This window comes from Cellvibrio sp. PSBB006, assembly GCF_002162135.1.
Taxonomy (GTDB): domain Bacteria; phylum Pseudomonadota; class Gammaproteobacteria; order Pseudomonadales; family Cellvibrionaceae; genus Cellvibrio.
Map to the genome: position 1 here is coordinate 4,710,105 of NZ_CP021382.1, position 19,619 is coordinate 4,729,723.

Consider the following 19,619-nt stretch of genomic DNA (forward strand, 5'->3'; position numbering starts at 1 on the left):
TTGATAATTTTCGGAAATTTCTGCACAAAAAAGTCTAAAAATTTTTCATAAATGTTTTACCTGCGCTTGTATAATCAGCGCCCTTTTAACACATGGAGATAGAAACGGATGGCTAATTACGGACCGACAATGTCAATGACGGGATCTGCATTCAAATTATTGACAAGTTTATTATTTACCGCTGCGCTTGTTGCGTGTGGTGGTGGTGGTGGAGGTGGAAGCGGCGGTGGTGGCGGCGGTTCATCCAGCAGTACCGTGAGCAATGTTGCGCCTGTAGCGAATGCCGGTGCGGATAAAACGGTAAATGCGGGAGCGACAATTGAATTGGTCGCTGATGGAACAGATAGTGATGGAAGTATCACAGGATATCAATGGACTCAACTCTCAGGTCCTAATGTTTCACTGACGGCAATTGATTTAGACGCTGCTCATTTTTCTTTTGTAGCACCTTCAACCGGTGCGGAAGATTCTACGACGCTGGAATTTCGTTTGCAGGTCACTGACAATGATGGCGCTACGGCGACGGACACCGTGGTGTTCACCATCAATCGTGTTAACACTGCGCCCGAAGTGAATGCTGGTGCCGATCAAACGGTTATTGGCCTGTCGGACGTGAACCTTATGGGCACGGCGACCGATGATAGCGGTGAAGTTGAATCGTATCTCTGGACCCAAACAGCGGGTGAAGCGGTTTCTCTCACCAATCCGGATAGCGCAACCGCTTCGTTTATTGCGCCCTCTACCAATGAAGAATTAACCCTCGAATTTGCATTGACGGTCACCGACGGTGATGGCGCTACCACGACCGATGTGGTTGCTATTGTAGTGACTCCGGAAAACGCGCCCATCGTTTCATTTATCTTTCCGCCTGCGACTGGTGTTTATAAGAAAACCAGCATCAGTGCGTTCGGAACCTCCGAAACAAAAAATGGTGCAACTGTGGCAACGGTTGAAGTCAGCGCTGGCGGTGCCAGTGTAATGGCGGACGTGGAAGAAGATGGCAGCTGGCGTGCGGACAATATTCCCGTGCCGGCGGGTGCGAGTGAATTTACTGTGACGGCAACCATTACCGACAGTGAAGATCTTTCTCAATCGGCTTCTGCAACCTTGATGACGGATGGTGACAGTGCCGGTAGTGGTGGCTTGTGGACCGAGCCAAAAGCTGTTTCTGTGGTGCCTGGCAGTGATTACGTCTATGTACTCACCGGAGGATATGATGCAAGTGCCAGTAGCATTGTTCCTGTAAACATCAGCACCGGACATCGCGGAGAGCCGATCACCGATTTCACCAATGTTGCACAGGGTTCGCAGACGGCTGTATTTCAGGACATGTTATTTGACGCAGAAAATGAGCAGTTATTGCTGGCCAGTAACCCTGCTGAAGGAACGCCTCAGATTGTTGCGGTTGATATTGCCACGGGCGTTCGTACCACGATATCTAGTGAGGAGCATGGTGCAGGGGAATTTTTTGCTAATCCGATAAATCTGGAGTGGGGCAAGGATCGTCAGTTGTTGGTTACGGATAACGGAGCTGATACGATTTTTTTGGTTGATCCTGTGACGGGTGATCGGACAATTGTAGCTGATGCAACTACCCTTGACATTGCCATAGAGTCTCCGCTATTTGCGTCATGGGTTGAAAGCACAGACCAGATCGTCGTTACGCCTAATGTTTTTTTTAATCACTACTTTCTTGGTATTGAAGATTGGCAGACAGCGCCGTTGACTTACGTCATTTCAACGAATGATGAAAATGTCGGCCCTGATGTGGGGCGAACTGTTCAAGGTGCAGCTTTGGATGCAGTGAATAATCGTTTGCTGGTGTTGGATGGCAATGACCAACTGATAGCAGTGGATCTGGAAACAGGAAATCGCACGTTACTTGCAGAGAGTGTAACCAGTTTTAGTTCTCCTTTTGATCTGCAAAAAAACCTGGAGTATGATCCTGTAAGCAAACTGCTCTATGTTACAGACAGCGACTTTAGTAAGGGCTTATACGTCGTCGATCCACAAAGCGGTAGTGTAGTACTACTCAGCAACTAACTGCTAAAAAACCTGCCGATCTTCTCATCAAAGATCGGCAGGTAATTTCATTTCCGTATGGCGACTTAATTCACATCAAACCGATCCAACATCATCACTTTATTCCAGGCTTTAGCGAAATCATTCACAAACTTTTCCCGCCCGTCATTTGCCGCATAGACTTCAGCCACCGCACGCAGTTCGGCGTGTGAGCCAAACACTAAATCCACCGGTGTTGCCGTCCATTTGACTTTGCCAGTTTTGCGATCCAGTCCTTCATACAGCCCTTCGGTTTTTTCAGATTTTTTCCATTGCGTAGACATGTCAAACAGGTTCACGAAAAAGTCGTTGCTTAAGGTGCCCGGCTTGTTGGTAAAGATGCCGTGCTTGACGTTGTCGCTGTTGGCGCCGAGTGTGCGCATGCCGCCGATCAGCACTGTCATCTCCGGTACGGTCAGGGTGAGCATGTTGGCGCGGTCTACCAGCATCTCGGCAGGTGATTCGCTGTTGCCTTTGGCGAAGTAGTTGCGGAAGCCATCGGCGGTGGGTTCAAGGACCGCAAAAGATTCAACATCGGTTTGCGCTTGTGTGGCATCAACGCGGCCGGGCGTGAAGGGCACGTCAATATCATAGCCACCTTTTTTCGCGGCTTGTTCAACAGCGGCCACGCCACCCAGCACGATCACATCGGCGAGCGATACTTTTTTATCGCCGCGTTGTGCCTTGTTGAAATCGGTCTGGATTTTTTCCAAACGCTTCAACACTTTTGCTGTTTCTTTTGGATTGTTAACGTTCCACGCATTTTGCGGTGCTAAACGAATGCGTGCGCCGTTGGCTCCGCCGCGCATGTCGGTGTCGCGGTAGCTGGCGGCGGAAGCCCAGGCGGCTCTCACCAATTCAGCCGTGCTCAAACCGGATTTGAGGATATTGGATTTCAAGGTGGCAATATCGCTCGCGTTAATCAGTTCGTGATCAACCGCTGGCAACGGATCTTGCCAGATCAAATCTTCCTTGGGCGCGTCCGCACCGATATAGCGAGAGCGTGGCCCCATGTCGCGGTGAGTCAGTTTGAACCAGGCTTTGGCAAAAGCGAGTTCAAATTCTTTGGGATCTTCTTTGAAGCGCAGGGAAATTTTGCGGAATTCCGGATCTTCTTTTAGTGCGAGGTCCGTGGTGAACATGATCGGTGCGTGGCGTTTGGTTTTGTCGTGCGCATCGGGCACCAGGTTGGCGGCTTGGCCATCTTTTGGAATCCATTGGATTGCACCGGCCGGGCTTTTGGTTTGCACCCATTCGAAGGCGAACAAATTGTCCAGGTATTGCGTGGTCCAGGCGATGGGGTTGAATGTCCACGCGCCTTCAAGGCCACTGGTGATGGTGTCTTCCGCGTTGCCTTTACCGCACTTGCTGGTCCAGCCCAGACCCTGTTCTTCAATGCCGGCGGCGGCAGGATCTTTACCGATACATTTATCGGGTTTGTGCGCACCGTGTGCTTTGCCGAAGGTGTGGCCGCCGGCGATCAATGCAACGGTTTCTTCATCGTTCATCGCCATACCACCAAATGCCTGGCGAATATCTTTGGCGGCCAGTAGTGGATCAGGTACGCCGTTGGGGCCTTCGGGGTTTACATAAATCAAACCCATTTGTACGGCGGCGAGCGGTTTTTTCAATTGACGATCACCGGTGTGGCGTTGGTCGGCCAGCCATTTTTTTTCACTGCCCCAGTTCACCATTTCTACTTCCCAGTCATCCTGGCGACCACCGGCAAAGCCGAAGGTTTTGAAGCCCATGGATTCCAGTGCAACGTTGCCGGTCAGCACCATCAGGTCGGCCCAGGAAATCTGGCTGCCGTATTTTTGTTTGATTGGCCACAGCAAACGGCGGGCCTTATCCAGGTTCACGTTATCCGGCCAACTGTTCAGCGGTTCAAAACGTTGCTGCCCACCGGCTGCGCCGCCGCGGCCATCATAAACGCGATAAGTTCCGGCGCTATGCCAGGCCATGCGAATAAAAAAGGGACCATAGTGACCATAATCCGCTGGCCACCAATCCTGCGAAGTCGTCATGAGCGTTTTGATATCCGCTTTGATTGCGTTCAGGTCGAGCTTCGCGAAGGCTTCGGCGTAATTAAAATCTTCACCCAGTGGATTGGATTCAATACCGTGCTGTCGCAACGGGCTCAGGTCCAACTGCTCGGGCCACCAGAAACTGTTGGTTGTGGGTTGATGTTGTATAAGGTTGTCTTGTGCAAGCGCTGCGCCGGCTTGCAAGGTTATTAAAACGGAAATGGTTACCGCAGAAATAACGGGCATCGTTTTTCTAAACATAATAAATTCCTCTTTTATAGGTAATGAGTCAGTTAAATCGCCGGTTGGAATGTTTGCTGACAGGCTGAGGGTCCCTGCGAGTGCTATTGCTTTTATACAGCTTTGGCACCTAATTTAACTTCGAGTGAAAAACGATTATTCTTATTGATAATTCTGCCGCCAAAAAATAAAAGACGTTAAAACAAACCCCATAAACGTTTTTATTTTCAAGGACTCGTTTTTCGCCAACCAGTATAGAAATACTCATCGGCGTAAGTATTTGCATTTTTAACTATGGGGTAGTTTGAAAATTACTATTAAGCAATTATTTTTACATTGACTAGGCTTTGTGCAGAGCTGGTGGTCGTAAAACAGCAACATTCATTCTTTAGGCTGACTGTTTTAATAGCCGGAGATGAATGATGAAAAAAAATTGGATGTTATTCGGAGTGCTTGCTGCATGGTGTGTTAGCGCATGGGGCGCAGTCTTAAACAATAATGTTGCTGTCAATAATCTATCCGCGACAACAAATAACCTACTGAACTATCAGATTTCCGTACCTGCGGGTGCTACCAATCTGACCATCACCACCAACAGTGGATCAGGTGATGCAGACCTTTATGTGAGGGCAGGGAGCCAACCCACTTTATCATCCTATGATTGCCGCCCTTACTTGAATGGCAATAATGAGAGCTGTGCATTTTCGTCTCCCCAAGCGGCGGTGTATTACATTCAGTTACACGCCTATAGCAGTTTCAGTGGCGTCACACTGGTCGCAAGTTACTCGACGTCTGGCGGTGGTAGTTCCAGTGGTGCGACCTGGTCCGGTTTTGAAAATTATTATGCGGATGCCATCGGTCTTTCCGGCACCGCGTTGAAAAATACCTTGGCAGATATTGCTGAACGTAATCATGTGCGCATGAGTTACGCGCAAGTATGGGATGCGCTCAAGTACACGGATGAAGATCCTGACAACACCAATAACGTTATTTTGCTTTACACCGGCCGCTCACAGGCCAAGTCATTTAACGCGAGCGGCAACAACGATCCAGATGCCTGGAACCGCGAGCACACCTGGCCGAAAAGTCATGGTTTCCCAAGTTCCGGCGATTGGGGTTATACCGATATTCATCATCTTCGCCCCACCGATGCATCGGTCAACTCAACGCGCGGTAACAAAGACTTCGACAACGGCGGTTCAAGCATCAGTGAAGCACCGGGAAATTATACGGACTCCGATAGTTTTCAGCCGCGCAATGCGATTAAGGGCGATGTTGCACGCATGATGTTTTATATGGACGTGCGCTACAACGGCGGCGATGGCACCGGCACAGATGATTTGCAGTTGGTGAACTACACGGGTACCAGCGGTGCTAACCTAGGTAAAATCTGCACCTTGTTGGCCTGGCACAATCAGGACCCGGTAAGCCAGCAAGAAATTAATCGCCATGCGCGCATTGTTGTGCGCCAGGGTAATCGCAATCCTTTTGTCGATTATCCCGCATGGGCGAATGAAATCTGGGGCAGCAGTTGTAATTAATCGTTAGCGCGTAAGAGCCACGCAAGCGTGGCGAGCAGAATCGTTATTGAAACTATCGATCCTGCGGGAGTAGGATAGCCGCACGTTCCCCATGAGAACATGCGGCTATGGACGATAAATCGACGTTTGTTGAGTTAGATCAAGTTTCTTTTGGTTATGGCTCGCGTACCATATTACGCAACATAAGCTTGCGCATTCCGCGCGGGAAGTTGGTTGCCATCATGGGGGGGAGCGGATGTGGCAAGACGACGATTTTGCGCCTTATCGGCGGCCAGATTAAACCGACATCCGGGCGCGTAATGGTGGATAACCAATCGGTCGCCGCGTTGAATACCCATCAGCTTTTTTTATTGCGCCGCAAGATGGGCATGCTGTTTCAAATGGGTGCGTTGTTTACCGATCAAACGGTGTTTGAAAATGTCGCCTTTCAAATGCGCGAACACACCAACTTGCCGGAACCATTAATTCGCAATCTGGTATTGATGAAACTGCAGGCCGTCGGTTTGCGCGGTGCTCACCATTTAATGCCATCCGAGTTGTCCGGCGGTATGGCGCGGCGGGTAGCCCTGGCTCGCTCCATTGCGCTGGACCCGGAATTAATTCTTTACGATGAACCCTTTGCCGGCCTCGATCCGATCTCCCTGGGTGTAATAGGGCAGTTGGTGCGCCGTTTCAATGACGCCCTGGGCGCTACCTCCATTGTTGTGACGCACGATATTACCGAGTCACTCAATATTGTGGATTATCTTTACATGATTGCGGAAGGTGTGGTCGTTGCTGAAGGTACGCCCGCTGAAATTTATCAATCCACCCACCCTTACCTGAAGCAATTTGTGAATGGCCATGCTGATGGGCCAGTTCCATTTCATTATCCTGCGCCGGATTATGCACACGACCTGCTGGGAGATGGATTATGAAATCCATCGCCGATTACCTGACGTTGCTCGGGCATCAGGTAACGGAACGCTTGGTGTTATTGGGTGCAGTGTTTCATTTTTTATTTTCCATTTTCTTTATGTCGGGCACCTGTCTTCGTCGGCCATGGTTGGTGGTGCGTGAGATTTATTTTGTCGGTGTATTCTCGTTGTTGATTATTACCGTTGCTGGTCTGTTTGTCGGTCTGGTCTTGGGTTTGCAGATGTACGATACGCTGGAGCGTTTTGGTTCCGGCGATAGTGTTGGTATGGTTGTAGCGCTTGCCTTGGTGCGTGAACTCGGGCCGGTGTTATCGGCGCTATTATTTTCAAGCCGCGCTGGTTCAGCCATTACCGCCGAGATTGGCCTAATGAAAACCACCGAACAATTAACCGCATTGGAGATGATGGCGATACAACCGCTGGCACGCGTCATAGCACCGCGTTTTTGGGCCGGTGTTATCTCGCTGCCCTTACTCAATGTTATTTTCTGTGCGGTGGGTATTTGGGGTGGTTATCTGGTTGCTGTGCAATTGTTAGGTGTGGATGTTGGTACGTTTTGGTCACAGATGCAAAACGCGGTGGATTTTCGTCAGGATATTCTGAATGGCGTCATCAAAAGCGTGATTTTTGCGTTTGCTGTCAGCTTGATTGCGGTATTTGAAGGTTATTCTTCGGTACCCACTGCTGAAGGTGTTTCCCGGGCGACAACCCGTACGGTGGTGTTGTCGGCGTTGGTGGTGTTGGCCTTGGATTTTGTGCTGACGGCCTTTATGTTCAGAGGGTTTTGACAATGAACCGTAACATGGTCGATTTGTGGGTTGGCTTCTTTGTGGCGCTCGGTCTGGCGGCGGTGGTGTTTCTCTCGTTGAAGGTGGCTAATCAATCCAGTTTTCGTTCAGCGCCCAGTTATGAAGTACACGCGTACTTTACCAATATCGGCGGATTGAAAATTCATTCGCCGGTAAAGAGTGCCGGTGTGGTTATCGGGCGGGTGAGCGACATTCAATTCGACACCAACAATTACCAGGCAAGGGTGAGTATGGCCCTTGATAATCGCTATCGCTTCAGTGTGGATTCTTCCGCGAGCATTATTACCTCTGGCCTGTTGGGGGAACAATATATTGGTATTGAAGTGGGGGCCGATGACAGCCTGCTGGCCGATGGGGACAATATAGAGTTTACGTCTTCAGCGCTCTTGCTGGAAAAGCTGATCGGTGCGTTTGGTCTTAATCAAGTGAGTGGGGATAAAAAGTCCGTCGATGAATAGCGGACTGATATCACACAGGTGACGCACATGAAAAGCAATTTGATGAACAGCTCGTCGCATTGTTACAGTCGCGGCATCATTGGGGTTCTGCTTTGTATGTTGCCATGGGTAAGTTATGCAGAAACTACAGCATTAACTACATCAGAAACTACAGCAGTAACACAAGTAGCTGACCCTGCCGCCGTGATGAAGGTGGCAATAGATGATGTACTAACGCAGTTAAAAAACCATGAAACACTGTATAAAGATAACCCGCAACAATTGCGCGTTATGGTTGCCAACACCGTACTTCCGCATTTTAACGTTGCACGCATTGCCCAGTTGGCGCTGGCGCAACATTGGCGCAACGCCAGTGCGCAACAACGCGAAATGTATGTGCGTGAGTTCCAGCGCTATTTAATTCGGACTTATACCGAAACCTTGTATATCTATCGCAATACCAAGCCGGAGATGTTGGGGGCGCATTACAACGATAAGGATAGTCACAAAGCCACTCTCAAACTGCGCGCTACCAATGAGAAGGGCGAACCGGTCAGGTTATTTTTGCGGCTCGAACTCAAGGACGATAACTGGAAGGTTGTCGATATCAACGTAGAGGGCGTTAGCCTGGTGATTACCACGCGCGGCGTTTTTGATGAGGAAATAAAAAAGGTAGGTCTGGATGCTTTCTTGAGCAATCTGGCGGAAAAGAATAATCGCGCGGAGGGCAGCGCAGATGAGTGAATGCTCGCTAAGTCAGGGCACTGTTTACTTGCGTGGCGAGGTGAGTTTTGCAACCGTCACCAATCTGCACCGGCAGTTACAAGCGTTGATGCAAAGCGACGCACATACCCTGGATTGCAGCGGCGTCACCAAAGTCGATTCCTCCATCACCGCCTTGATATTGGTTGCGCTACGGCTTGCCAAAGATGCCGGTACTGACTTGCGCATTGTTCAATTGCCGGAAGCGGTAAGCCGGCTGGTGAGGCTTTACGATCTGGAGGAAAATTTTTTGTCAACACCATCCTTGCCGTTGCCGCTATCTACTTCGTTAAATATTTGAAATATCCCGCTCGTTTGCAATAGTCAAGCTCAATTAATAAACGCGTGCCTACCGGTAAACATTTTTTTATATCTGCGCAGTGGCACCCGGTACCCGGCAATTCCCGTTCAAATTTCAACCAACCCAGGCATTCCTGCCAATCTACCATTGAACTGCTTGTATACAAGTATTATCATCGGGCTGCATTTACATGTATACAAGTACTCAAGAGGCTAGGGTGCTCAAGCGGATTGCCGTGCAAGCATTTAATAGTCCCCCCTATAATAATCAGTGCAGGAAATCCTATGAACACAAGATACACGCATCCAATGTTTAAAATAAGTATGCTCAGCCTGGCGATTGCCACGGCAACTGAAGCTAACGCGCAGTTGATCGAGGAAGTGGTAGTAACGGGTTACAGAGCGAGTTTGCAAAGTGCTTTGGATACAAAACGCGATTCAAATGGTGTTGTAGACGCCATCAGTGCTGAAGATATCGGTAAATTCCCCGATACCAACCTGGCGGAGTCATTACAGCGCATCACCGGTGTTTCTATCGACCGTAGTGGTGGAGAAGGGCGCCAAATCACCGTTCGCGGCCTCGGCCCACAGTTCAATACCGTGCTGTTCAACGGGCGCCAAATGCCCAACGCCAACGCCAGCCGTGGCTTCAACTTCGATACCGTTGCCGCTGAAATGGTGAGTGGTGTTGAAGTGTTTAAAACCTCAACCGCTGCGACACAATCAGGCGGGATCGGCGCAACGATCAACGTCAAAACCGCACGGCCGCTCGACCTGGGCACCAAGGTGGCAGGCTCTATCAAAGGTCTTAAAGAGACCAATGTGGACGATGTAACGCCGTCAGTATCGGGCTTGTTCAGCACCACATTTAATGACAACTTCGGCGTTCTTGCCGCCATCAGCTTTCAAGAACGCGATTACCAAAGTGATTCCGTAGATCAACGCCGTTGGGATTGGCGCTCACGTCGCCCGGCTTCGCTGGGAACTTACCTCCCATTGCCCGATGCAGATGGCAATATCCAAAACGTCGATTTCTACCCCACACAAACCGTCATCAAGCGCCAGGACTTTGAGCGTGAGCGCCTGAACGGCAGCCTGGTGTTCCAATACGAGCCGGCTGATAACCTGACCCTGACCCTCGACGCGCAATACTCCGACCTGCAACAGGAAGGCCTGGAGTACGAGAGCGCTGCATGGTATGGCTACGGCGACAACGAGCAATATGAAATCGACGGTAACGGCACCATCGTCAGTCGCACCGTGACCGATGCGGGCCTGGACTTCTTCGTTAACAACCCCGTCACGCAAGAAACCAGCTTAAGTACGGGCATCGAAGCCGATTGGGATATTTCTGATTCATCCAACCTGGTCATTGCCTACAGCCAGTCAAAGGCAGAAGCGCAACCGGACAACCAGGCCAACATCAGCCGTTCAGACGTACAGGCCGCGCCGCTCTCGTTCACTTTCGAGATTCGCGATGATGTTGCCAGCCACTACTACGATAATGCTGACATCTCCCTTGCTAACGCTCGCGTCTGGCAATACGACGGTTACTCAGATCCGCGCACCGATGAAATTGATCAGGCGCGTGTGGATTACACCTTCACCCAGGACACCTTCACGCTGAAAGCCGGCGCCATGTTTACCGACCAAACCAAAACCATCCAGCAATACCAGGCCACGGGTGGTGGTGTGTTACAAGGTAAGTACACCCTGGTAGGTGACGATCCAACGACCAGTCTTTTCCGCACCGTTGAAGAGGCGAGTGCAGCGGGCTATTCAGTCAGAACCATGGACCACGGCGTTCTGGGTGAGCTGGCTTATTTCTCGTTTGATCCGTTAGCGTTTAACAGCTGGGTGCAACACGCGCAGCAAGATCCAACCGCGACCGACGCGCAGCAAAATCTCAGCGCTTCGACGTTAGTGCTCCAGCCAAACTGGTCAGAGATCAATGAAGAAACCACCGCGTTCTATGTAGAAGCGACCAAGTCTTACGACATCAGTGGCCGCGATCTGACCGTAGTAGCCGGTGTACGTTATGAAGACACCAAAATCAATTCCACCTCATTGGAAAGAACGTTGTTGTCGCTGACGCCGCCAGCGGTGGAAGGTGAGAACTACATCCGTGAGTTCGCTGAAAACGTGCCGTTTACTGATAAAGGTGATTACGACGTATTCCTGCCGAACCTGTCGGTTAAATACGATCTGCTGGAAGACGTGGTTATACGTTTCGCTGCATCGCGCACCATTACCCGCCCGGAACTGACTGACATGAGATCATCGCGCGATTTCGGTGATATCCGTGAAGGACAATCCGGTATCGGTAGTGCCGGTAACCCTAACCTTGAACCCTTCATGTCCGATAACTTTGACCTGTCGGCGGAATGGTATATCAACGATTTTGATTACATCTCCATCGGTGCTTTCTCAAAATCCATTGATAACTTTGTGGTTACTGAAGCCGCACCTGAAGTCATCACCGGCGTGACTGACCCGGCCACTGGTCAGGACGTGGTGTATGAAATCCGTCGCCCGCGCAACCTCGATACCAAAGAAGTCTCCGGTATTGAAATTGGTGGTCAACATTTCTTCGGTGAATCAGGTTTCGGCATGATCGCCAACGCCACCTTTGTATTTGCTGATCCAGAATATGACTTCGATACACCCTTAGGCGAAGTACCGGCGGCGGATGCCGTAGTGGGTGTCAGTGACTCCGCTAACCTGATAGGCTTCTACGAGAATGGCCCGTTCCAAATCCGGGTTGCGTACAACTGGAGAGATTCATTTATCCGCGGCTTCCAATACTACTACTCCAGCACCAGTAACGAGCCAGTAGTGGTAGAAGATTACTCGCAGATCGATATCTCCATGAGCTACGAGTTGACTGAAAATGTCAGCGTCTTCCTTGAAGGTATCAACGTGACCGAAGAGGGCTCGCGCATCCATGGTAGAGAAGACAACCACATGTTCAACAAAACTGAAGGTGTGGGACGTTATGCCCTGGGTGTAAGAGCTAGCTTCTAAAGCGAAACCTCTGAAAAATTACCTGCGTTGCCAGCGCGGCGTTAAAAACAGGCTCAAAATGCTCATTTACTCTAGTAAACTCTGCTTTTTCGCCTGTTTTTGCCTTGCGCTGGCTGCCTCGCCAACATTTTTCAGAGGTTTCTAAATAGCTTGGATAAACAAAAAGGCCATTCCAGTAATGGCCTTTTTGCATTTTTACCTCAAGGTTTTTTTATGAATGCCGATCACATTAAATCCATACTGATTGTCGGCGGCGGTGCTGCCGGCTGGTTGACCGCCGGTATTCTCGCTGCGCGCTATGGCCAATCTCTGGAAATTACCTTAATCGAATCATCAGATGTACCCATCATCGGCGTCGGCGAAGGTAGCTGGCCATCGCTGCGCAATACGCTGCGCGATATGGGAATCTCTGAAACAGAATTTTTTAAGGAATGCGATGCGTCATTCAAGCAAGGCGTTAAATTTATAAGCTGGCGCTCGGAAGACGAGCCCAATTTTTATTATCACCCCTTTTCACTACCTATCGGTTTCCTTGAGCGCAATCTCGCCGCCTGGTGGGTTGCTAGCAGGCAACAAGGCGCCTTTGCCGATGCGGTTTGCGCACAGGAATATTTGTGCGAAAAAAACCGCGCACCGCGCACCGCCGATACACCGGAATACAAATCCCACGTCAATTACGGCTACCATCTGGATGCCGGAAAATTTGTGACTTTTTTAAGTCGACACTGTAAAACCGTATTAGGCGTAAAACATGTGATCGGGACTATCGATAAAGTTAATCAGGACGAAAACGGCATCACCAGTATCGAAACCCGAGAGCAACAACATCTCCACGCTGATCTATTTATTGACTGCTCCGGTTTAAAATCCCTGCTGCTCGGCGAAACGCTGGGCGCGAAATTTATCGACAAAAGCGATCAGCTTTTTATCGACAGCGCCGTCGCCGTGCAAGCTCCCTACGCTAGCGACACATCGCCCATACTTCCCTATACCGTCGCCCACGCACAGGACGCCGGCTGGATATGGGACATCGGCTTGTACAGCCGCAAAGGCATCGGCCACGTCTATTCCAGTCGACACATGTCGGAAGACGAAGCCACCGCCATCCTCGCAAACTATGTAGGCAAGGACTTTGAAACATTAACACCCCGAAAGCTCACCATCCCCTGCGGGCATCGCGAACGCTTCTGGGTAAAAAATTGCGTCGCCATTGGCATGGCCGCCGGCTTTATCGAACCCCTCGAAGCCTCCGCCCTGGTGATGGTAGAACTCGCAGCGAACTACATCCGCGACCAATTGCCGCAACACACATCCGTGATGCCCATCGTTGCCAAACGATTCAACGACTTGCAGACCTACCGCTGGAACAACATCGTAGACTTCCTCAAGCTCCACTATGTACTGAGCCAACGCAATACCAATTTTTGGAAAGATAACAGAGACCCCGCCACGCTATCGGATTCGTTAAAAGAGTCACTGCAACTGTGGCAATACCATGTGCCTTACAAAAAAGATTTTCTGCACAAAGAAGAAGTCTTTCCGGCGGCCAGTTATCAATATATTCTGTACGGCATGGGATTAAGGCCGGAACTGCAGTTTTCATTTAATGACAATGAACAAGCGACTTTTAATCGTATGCGGCAGGATAATGAAAAGATGAAGGAAGGGTTAGGGCGGTTGTTGCCGGATACTCGGGGGTTGTTGGAGGGGATTAGGTAGACACCCCCGCCGGTGGCTGATTTGCAGGTTTATTGAGAAATAAGTTTCGCCAGTAAATCTTTGGGTAACCATCTCCCTTGAGTAAAAACGCCACTAGCAGTGCGGCTGTTATTTATGTCAAGCAACGGATTTTTATCCAACAAAATAAAATCGGCACGTGCGCCGGGTTGAATGACTCCAGCTTTACCTGTTTCACCAAGATATGCGGCAACATTAACTGTGCTGCATCGCAATGCTTCAAAGGGTGACAGTCCTGCCTCCACTAACAATGTTAATTCGTCATGTAAAGAAATGCCCGGTACCAAGGTGCCAAAGCTATCTGTCCCAGACAACAAAGGCACACCTTTATCATGTAACTCTTTTGTTAAGAGCAACATCAACTGAAAATTTTTATCAACTTCAGGTTTAGTAATGGGGAAGTCATCGGCTTGATAAGGATTGGTTGCGGGGCTTAACCAAAAACGCGCTACATCAGCAGGTAGGTAACGCAAAGCAGGGGCATCTCTTAATGCGATCAAATGCGCATCGGATTGCCAAATCCCTACCATTTTGTAAACAATCAACGTTGGATCAAGATAAATTCCTGAAGAAGCCACATCCTCTACAACCTTTTCCCGATAACTTTTATCCCATAACCGATGCGCATTTGCTCGGTATGCAGATAAAAAATCGGTAGAAAAGTCGCTCACTCGTGCTTCGTCCCGCGTGACATACAAAAGTTCTTCCATATGTTCCAGCGAGTTTAGCACCAGGCTATCTTTTAAAGGCATTTTGTGCTGGGCATGGCCAATTACTTTAAGATCGCGCCTTTTTGCTCCAGTTATTATCGCTTTATAGATGTCGGGACTAAGATCGCCGTGAATCTTAACAAAATCAATTCTTTTGCGCTGGTGGTCATCCAGAACACGCTCAACTTCATCTATGCTTGCCGGAAAACCCTCCTCCAGATGCGAGCCAGTTATTAGATAGCGTGGTCCTGATATCTCCCCGTTCCTGACTTTATCGCGCAAGACCAGATGATCAAATTTACCATCTTCAAAGCGCATATTGGCTACGGTAGTTACACCATGTGCTAAAAACAGGTTAAACATTCGCTGGGGGTCCCAGCGTAGATGAACATGCATATCGGCAAGGCCGGGCATCAAATAACGCCCTTTCCCATCAATTCTATGGGTTGCATAGATTTTCTTTGCATCAGAACTCTTTATTATCTTAGTGATTTTTCCATTGTCGATAACAATTGCGCTGTCTGGTTTAACGTCAGGTGAGTTCATGGTGATAACCTGAACATTATCAACAATGTAATCCACTCGTTGAACCATGGCGTTTGACGTACACCCCAACAAAAGAGCAGACATAAAAATTACACGTATATACATAGGGATACCTAATTCATAGCTCACGACAATGAAATTAACGGGGGCAGTGTTGCCGCCAGGCCGTTTTACGTTTGGATGCGAAATTCTTGAAAATGGATTCAATATGAAGAGGATTTTTTCGTCAGTTTGGAACGAAGATAAAAATATTGACTGTCGATGCATCAGGGCAATAGTGCTTTGATGCGCCACCAAAGCTGATAAAGCGTTCCTGGGGTAATAATAAATTCTATTTTTCCGCCAAATTCTCAGATAAGTAACTAATGGCGCTGCTTTTGCCGCGCCGACTTGTCTTTGTCATCTTCAGAAACTAAAAGTCTTCAACGGTAGGGTAGGAATATCCTGACGTACATAATTGCTATTCATTTTTCTTCAGGAGTCAATTATGAAAATGCGCCACAAGGAACAGCTCATGCAGTCCCGTTCTCCATCCAGTCATCGGGGTATGAAGATTTCCCGATTCGCTACTTTCACGACACTTTTAACGCTCTTTATTTTTTCTTCTGCCAACGCCGTTCCCCCGGCGTGTCAGGATATATTCCAGAATGGATTGCAATCGAACAGGGGCGATGGCTACGTTCGTTTTAACTACAACAGTCGGCTGATTAACCCTTCCTCTAACACCCTCTTGACTCCCTATGTTGGCGTCAACGATTGGTCCGCCATCAAGAGTTGCGGGGAGAACCACTGTAGTGAAAGTGGTAGCGCCGGTCCGCGCCTTTATGCGGGCCCACTCAAGACAACCGCATCGGCCAATACCGCTGTTGTCCCGCCGCATGTCAAACAAACACTAGGGCAAGCGAACAATGAATTTGCTTCAGTGCGGATCGATGAGTGGGCAACAGCAGAATTTTCAACAGCGCATGACGAGTACATTATCGATACCCTCGAAATGAGCCATAAAAGCACGCTGCGACTACCTGCCGGTACCTACTGGATTAAAACACTCAAACTTGAAGTTGACGGAAAAATAGATGTGCTGGGTGAAGGGACAGTTACGCTGTTTGTGGAATCACCACTGACGCTGCCTCTGAACTTTCGGGTCAATGCAGGCAGCAAAAATCCGGCGAAGTTCGCCATTTACGCTTATAGCGATCTTGTCTTTTATGTGGGCAGTAAAACCTACGCGTTTGCGCATGTTGAGGATTGGGCGACTGTGCATTACACCGGCGCAGTCGTCGGTGGTGTAATTGCAAGAAATCTGGAATTGCTGGCGCAAAGTCAGGTGAGGTATGACGCTCTTGCTGTGCAGGAACTCAATTTTGGGGACCTTTGCAGAAGTCTTTAAAACCCTTCAACTTTTATACCAGCAAATCAAGGAGTCCAGAATGAATCAGTTAATAAGCGGTTTACTTAACCCTGGTCGCGTGACAGCTCTTGGCATTTTTACATTAATGTTTTCACTGCTCAGTAATCCAGTGGCGGCGCAGCTTCCCTATTGCAATGGAATATTTCAAGACGGTGTCCAGACCCACGGTGGTTATCAAAACTTTATTAATTTTGGTTACAACGCAAGAGTTACTAATGGGTACAACCAGCAACTTCGAGCGCCTACGGTTACCTCCAATCAGTGGTCGCTAATAAAAAGCTGCGGCAGCCAGCATTGTTCTGCTGGCGGTGATCCTGTGTTTAAACTATGGCTTGACTCTCTTCCCGGAACCAACTCAACACTTGAGTATCTTGTCCCTGCGGGGAAGAAGATGATTATCGGTGAGGACGTTGAGGATATCGGTAAAGTGGAGCTCAAGGAATATGCTACCGGCGAATTTTCCTCGCGCGGAAATCGTTATGTTATCGACAGGTTGTTCGTCGGCTTTAAAGGCACCCTGCGTTTACCGGAAGGGAATTACTATGTGCGCGATTTCCGCATGGAAGTGGAGAGCAGGATTGAAGTAATCGGTGATGGAGCGGTTAACCTATTTGTTCAGAACCACCTTGACGTTCCGTTCAAAGCCCAGATCAACGCCAACACCAAAGATCCTTCACGCCTGGCGATCTACACGGAAAGCTCTTCGCAATTTCATGTGCTTAGCAAAACTCATGCATTTATTGTGACCGAGAATGAATTGATCCTGAGTCACGGTGCAAAAATTTATGGGGGCGTGGTGGGTCAATACATTCACTTGGAAAGTGAAAGCGAAGTGATTTTCGATCAGTCAGCTGCTTTGGGTATTTATATAACGGACCTCTGTTATGGTGAACGTTCTACCCCGATATTTCCTCGCACTGTTTTCATTGAATATGACCCTGCGGCGGTAACAAACAACATAGCGCCAATCTACGCCAGCCTTGATTCGCGCACCGAAAGCAATATTCAAATCACACGAGCGACGGTACGCAATGCATCAGGAGAATTTCATCCGGAAATAATTAATGGTTTAGCCGCTTACTTTGAAATTGAGCTGGTGATAGGTGACAACTATTTCACGGTAACCTTGGAGGATCTGGACGGAAGGGAATATACACGGGAAGTATACATTCCATACTTCCTGCCGCCGGAGTTCCATAACGTTCTGCCCGCCAACGGAACCGTATTCAATACGAATGAAATTGCAGTGACAGGAGAAATACAGACGTCGTGGCCTTTCGAGTTCTTATTGTTGTTGCTGGATGGAGACTCTTACCCGCTCGACCTAAGCACCGAGGGCATTGCGAGGTTTTCAATTAATAAAGCACTCGATGAAGGAACGCAGACGTTAGTCTTGCGACTGTATTCTCCGTCAGCCATAGCCGTTGAGAAGGAAATTCAGGTGGAATATGTACCGCCTGCAACGGATTAATTGCACGAGCCACATCTTTAAAGCCAAGCAATTGCTTGGCTTTATTTTTATGAAAGAACTCATCGTTGCCCGCCCGACGCTTTGCGAAAACCGTGCACCACCACGTCATTAATCAAATCACGATGCGTGGGTACTGCCGTCATGGCATTTTTGCTTTGTTGACGAATCTTTTCAAATTCCTGTTTGGCGTCCTCATAAAACCGCAAAGCACCCGCGCGGGCGGTGATGTCGGTTTTAAAATCCATACCGTAGAGGATGTACTGCCAGCTGTTCTCGTCAAAGATATCGTGGCTGGCATCAACGTCGAGAAACGACGGCGGTCTGTGCCGCCACTGTTCCAGCTTTCCTTGCAAATAATCAGAAGCCGACGCGGGGGCCCGGTTGTCGCGCCAGAAATCAGTGTCGGTTCGTTGGCTTAAAAAATAATGCAGTTTGATAAAGTCGATGACATGTTCGAAGCGTTTGGTCATGGCCTCGTTGAACTGCCGGGCTGAGCGCTCGGTGTCGCCCGACCAGGGAAATAAATTGCAGAGCATCAGCGCGGCGACTTCGGCAAAGCTGATGCCCGTGGCTTCCAGCGGCTCAATAAACCCGACTGACAGGCCAATCCCCACACAGTTTTTATACCACTGGATCTTGCGGAACCCGGCCTCGAATTTTAATTGCCGATGCGTCAATGCATTCGCGGCAGGCCCGATATACCGCTTCAAATTTTCCAGCGCGGCTTCATCACTACAATGGTCGGAAGAATAAACGTAGCCAATGCCGCGACGATCGTGTAAGCCGATATCCCAGGTCCATCCGGCTGCCTGTGCGGTGGCATAGGTGCAGGAAGGAATGGGCGCGTTCGGTTGATCGTAAGGCACTTGCATAGCTACAGCGCGGTTACAGAAAAGTTGATTTTTGTAGGACGTGAATTCAGAACCGAGTGTTTCTCCAATCAATCGCGCGCGAAATCCCGTGCAATCAATATATAAATCGGCCGTGAGTTCGCCGTGGGCGCGCCCCTGCACGGACGCGATAGCGCCATGCTCGTCGAGTGTTACCGCATCAATGGTATCGATCAGCCGCTTCACGCCCATGGCCATCGCACGGCGGCGCACAACCTCGGCAAGTTTTCCGGCATCGAAGTGATAGGCGTAGTTCAGCGGTGCGTTGTAATTCGGGTGCGTAATCAGTTTCGGTGCGAGCTTTGCATCCACAACCCGTTCCTGCACGGTACAGGCTTCCGCCCAGGGCACATCGCCGGCGACGCCGAGCAGCCAATAGGGCAGAAGGTCCATATCGGTGTGTTGGGAGCAAACCTGAAAGGGATGAAAGTAGGTATCGTGCGGATGGTCGGCGGGATTTTTTTTCCAGTGATTAAAACGAATGCCTTGTTTGAACGTGGCATCCGCCTCGCGAATCAGTTCGCTTTCATCAAGACCGATCCGGCTCATGGTTTTGCGGATAATCGGAAAGGTACCCTCGCCAACGCCGAGGATACCAATCTCATCCGATTCAACCAGCGTGATGGAAACGCCGCCTGATGTATCTGCTGCCAGCATCCGTGCCATATAGGCAGCCGTGATCCACCCTGCGGTTCCACCGCCAACAATCAAAACGCGCTTGCTCATTCCCGCTTCC

Annotated in this window: 15 protein-coding genes; 11 read left to right on the forward strand and 4 right to left on the reverse strand. The window is 49.5% G+C overall.

Annotation, left to right across the window (positions count from 1 at the left end; all coding sequences use genetic code 11):
- Positions 1-129 precede the first annotated feature (129 nt).
- Positions 130-2,043 (forward strand): PKD domain-containing protein, encoded by a 1,914-nt coding sequence (locus CBR65_RS19565; RefSeq protein WP_157672164.1) that lies wholly within the window; start codon positions 130-132, stop codon positions 2,041-2,043.
- 65 nt (positions 2,044-2,108) lie between these two features.
- Here the strand turns inward: CBR65_RS19565 and katG are convergent, their stop codons facing one another.
- Entirely contained in the window at positions 2,109-4,349 is a 2,241-nt protein-coding gene (gene katG, locus CBR65_RS19570; protein ID WP_087468416.1) for a catalase/peroxidase HPI, read from the reverse strand.
- A gap of 398 nt (positions 4,350-4,747) precedes the next feature.
- On the opposite strand from katG, the gene CBR65_RS19575 reads away from it, so the two are divergent.
- From CBR65_RS19575 to CBR65_RS19605, 7 genes are all read left to right on the forward strand, one after another.
- Positions 4,748-5,869, forward strand: a complete 1,122-nt coding sequence (locus CBR65_RS19575; protein WP_087468417.1) for an endonuclease — start codon at positions 4,748-4,750, stop codon at positions 5,867-5,869.
- A gap of 107 nt (positions 5,870-5,976) precedes the next feature.
- Positions 5,977-6,786 (forward strand): ABC transporter ATP-binding protein, encoded by an 810-nt coding sequence (locus CBR65_RS19580; RefSeq protein ID WP_087468418.1) that lies wholly within the window; start codon positions 5,977-5,979, stop codon positions 6,784-6,786.
- On the forward strand, positions 6,783-7,574 hold the full coding sequence (gene mlaE, locus CBR65_RS19585) for a lipid asymmetry maintenance ABC transporter permease subunit MlaE (protein ID WP_087468419.1): 792 nt from the start codon (positions 6,783-6,785) through the stop codon (positions 7,572-7,574). The genes CBR65_RS19580 and mlaE overlap by 4 nt, the downstream gene beginning before the upstream one ends.
- A 2-nt stretch (positions 7,575-7,576) precedes the next feature.
- Complete coding sequence (gene mlaD, locus CBR65_RS19590; protein WP_087468420.1) at positions 7,577-8,053, forward strand: outer membrane lipid asymmetry maintenance protein MlaD; 477 nt, start codon at positions 7,577-7,579, stop codon at positions 8,051-8,053.
- Between the two features lie 27 nt (positions 8,054-8,080).
- The gene (locus tag CBR65_RS19595; RefSeq protein ID WP_087468421.1) at positions 8,081-8,776 is read left to right on the forward strand and encodes a phospholipid-binding protein MlaC; all 696 of its coding nucleotides are present in this window, start codon (positions 8,081-8,083) and stop codon (positions 8,774-8,776) included.
- Positions 8,769-9,095, forward strand: a complete 327-nt coding sequence (locus CBR65_RS19600; RefSeq protein ID WP_087468422.1) for a lipid asymmetry maintenance protein MlaB — start codon at positions 8,769-8,771, stop codon at positions 9,093-9,095. Before CBR65_RS19595 ends, CBR65_RS19600 begins: the two co-directional genes overlap by 8 nt.
- A 284-nt stretch (positions 9,096-9,379) precedes the next feature.
- Entirely contained in the window at positions 9,380-12,118 is a 2,739-nt protein-coding gene (locus CBR65_RS19605; protein WP_087468423.1) for a TonB-dependent receptor, read from the forward strand.
- On the opposite strand, the gene CBR65_RS22195 is transcribed toward CBR65_RS19605, so the two are convergent.
- Positions 12,108-12,311, reverse strand: coding sequence for a hypothetical protein (locus tag CBR65_RS22195; protein ID WP_157672165.1), 204 nt, complete (start codon positions 12,309-12,311; stop codon positions 12,108-12,110). The genes CBR65_RS19605 and CBR65_RS22195 overlap by 11 nt on opposite strands.
- Positions 12,312-12,331: 20 nt before the next feature.
- Between CBR65_RS22195 and CBR65_RS19610 the strand changes: the two genes are divergently transcribed.
- Positions 12,332-13,837: a tryptophan halogenase family protein gene (locus CBR65_RS19610; RefSeq protein WP_087469180.1), complete on the forward strand. Its 1,506-nt coding sequence runs from the start codon at positions 12,332-12,334 to the stop codon at positions 13,835-13,837.
- A 29-nt stretch (positions 13,838-13,866) separates the two neighbouring features.
- On the opposite strand, the gene CBR65_RS19615 is transcribed toward CBR65_RS19610, so the two are convergent.
- Positions 13,867-15,405, reverse strand: a complete 1,539-nt coding sequence (locus CBR65_RS19615; RefSeq protein WP_232461454.1) for an amidohydrolase family protein — start codon at positions 15,403-15,405, stop codon at positions 13,867-13,869.
- Positions 15,406-15,598: 193 nt separating this feature from the next.
- On the opposite strand from CBR65_RS19615, the gene CBR65_RS19620 reads away from it, so the two are divergent.
- Both CBR65_RS19620 and CBR65_RS19625 read left to right on the forward strand, forming a co-directional pair.
- The gene (locus CBR65_RS19620) at positions 15,599-16,501 is read left to right on the forward strand and encodes a hypothetical protein (protein ID WP_087468424.1); all 903 of its coding nucleotides are present in this window, start codon (positions 15,599-15,601) and stop codon (positions 16,499-16,501) included.
- Between the two features lie 40 nt (positions 16,502-16,541).
- Positions 16,542-17,993 (forward strand): hypothetical protein, encoded by a 1,452-nt coding sequence (locus CBR65_RS19625; RefSeq protein ID WP_087468425.1) that lies wholly within the window; start codon positions 16,542-16,544, stop codon positions 17,991-17,993.
- Positions 17,994-18,052: 59 nt separating this feature from the next.
- On the opposite strand, the gene CBR65_RS19630 is transcribed toward CBR65_RS19625, so the two are convergent.
- A complete protein-coding gene (locus CBR65_RS19630) occupies positions 18,053-19,609 on the reverse strand; it encodes a tryptophan halogenase family protein (protein WP_087468426.1) in 1,557 nt (518 codons plus the stop codon).
- Positions 19,610-19,619 lie beyond the last annotated feature (10 nt).

Excerpts from the sequence above, each read along its gene's own strand:
- CBR65_RS19580 (WP_087468418.1), top strand. The coding sequence starts at position 5,977 with ATGGACGATAAATCGACGTTTGTTGAGTTAGATCAAGTTTCTTTTGGT.
- CBR65_RS19625 (WP_087468425.1), top strand. The coding sequence starts at position 16,542 with ATGAATCAGTTAATAAGCGGTTTACTTAACCCTGGTCGCGTGACAGCT.
- CBR65_RS19600 (WP_087468422.1), top strand. The coding sequence starts at position 8,769 with ATGAGTGAATGCTCGCTAAGTCAGGGCACTGTTTACTTGCGTGGCGAG.
- CBR65_RS19620 (WP_087468424.1), top strand. The coding sequence starts at position 15,599 with ATGAAAATGCGCCACAAGGAACAGCTCATGCAGTCCCGTTCTCCATCC.
- CBR65_RS22195 (WP_157672165.1), bottom strand. The coding sequence starts at position 12,311 with ATGCAAAAAGGCCATTACTGGAATGGCCTTTTTGTTTATCCAAGCTAT.
- CBR65_RS19595 (WP_087468421.1), top strand. The coding sequence starts at position 8,081 with ATGAAAAGCAATTTGATGAACAGCTCGTCGCATTGTTACAGTCGCGGC.
- CBR65_RS19630 (WP_087468426.1), bottom strand. The coding sequence starts at position 19,609 with ATGAGCAAGCGCGTTTTGATTGTTGGCGGTGGAACCGCAGGGTGGATC.
- CBR65_RS19610 (WP_087469180.1), top strand. The coding sequence starts at position 12,332 with ATGAATGCCGATCACATTAAATCCATACTGATTGTCGGCGGCGGTGCT.
- katG (WP_087468416.1), bottom strand. The coding sequence starts at position 4,349 with ATGTTTAGAAAAACGATGCCCGTTATTTCTGCGGTAACCATTTCCGTT.
- mlaE (WP_087468419.1), top strand. The coding sequence starts at position 6,783 with ATGAAATCCATCGCCGATTACCTGACGTTGCTCGGGCATCAGGTAACG.
- mlaD (WP_087468420.1), top strand. The coding sequence starts at position 7,577 with ATGAACCGTAACATGGTCGATTTGTGGGTTGGCTTCTTTGTGGCGCTC.
- CBR65_RS19575 (WP_087468417.1), top strand. The coding sequence starts at position 4,748 with ATGATGAAAAAAAATTGGATGTTATTCGGAGTGCTTGCTGCATGGTGT.
- CBR65_RS19565 (WP_157672164.1), top strand. The coding sequence starts at position 130 with ATGTCAATGACGGGATCTGCATTCAAATTATTGACAAGTTTATTATTT.
- CBR65_RS19605 (WP_087468423.1), top strand. The coding sequence starts at position 9,380 with ATGAACACAAGATACACGCATCCAATGTTTAAAATAAGTATGCTCAGC.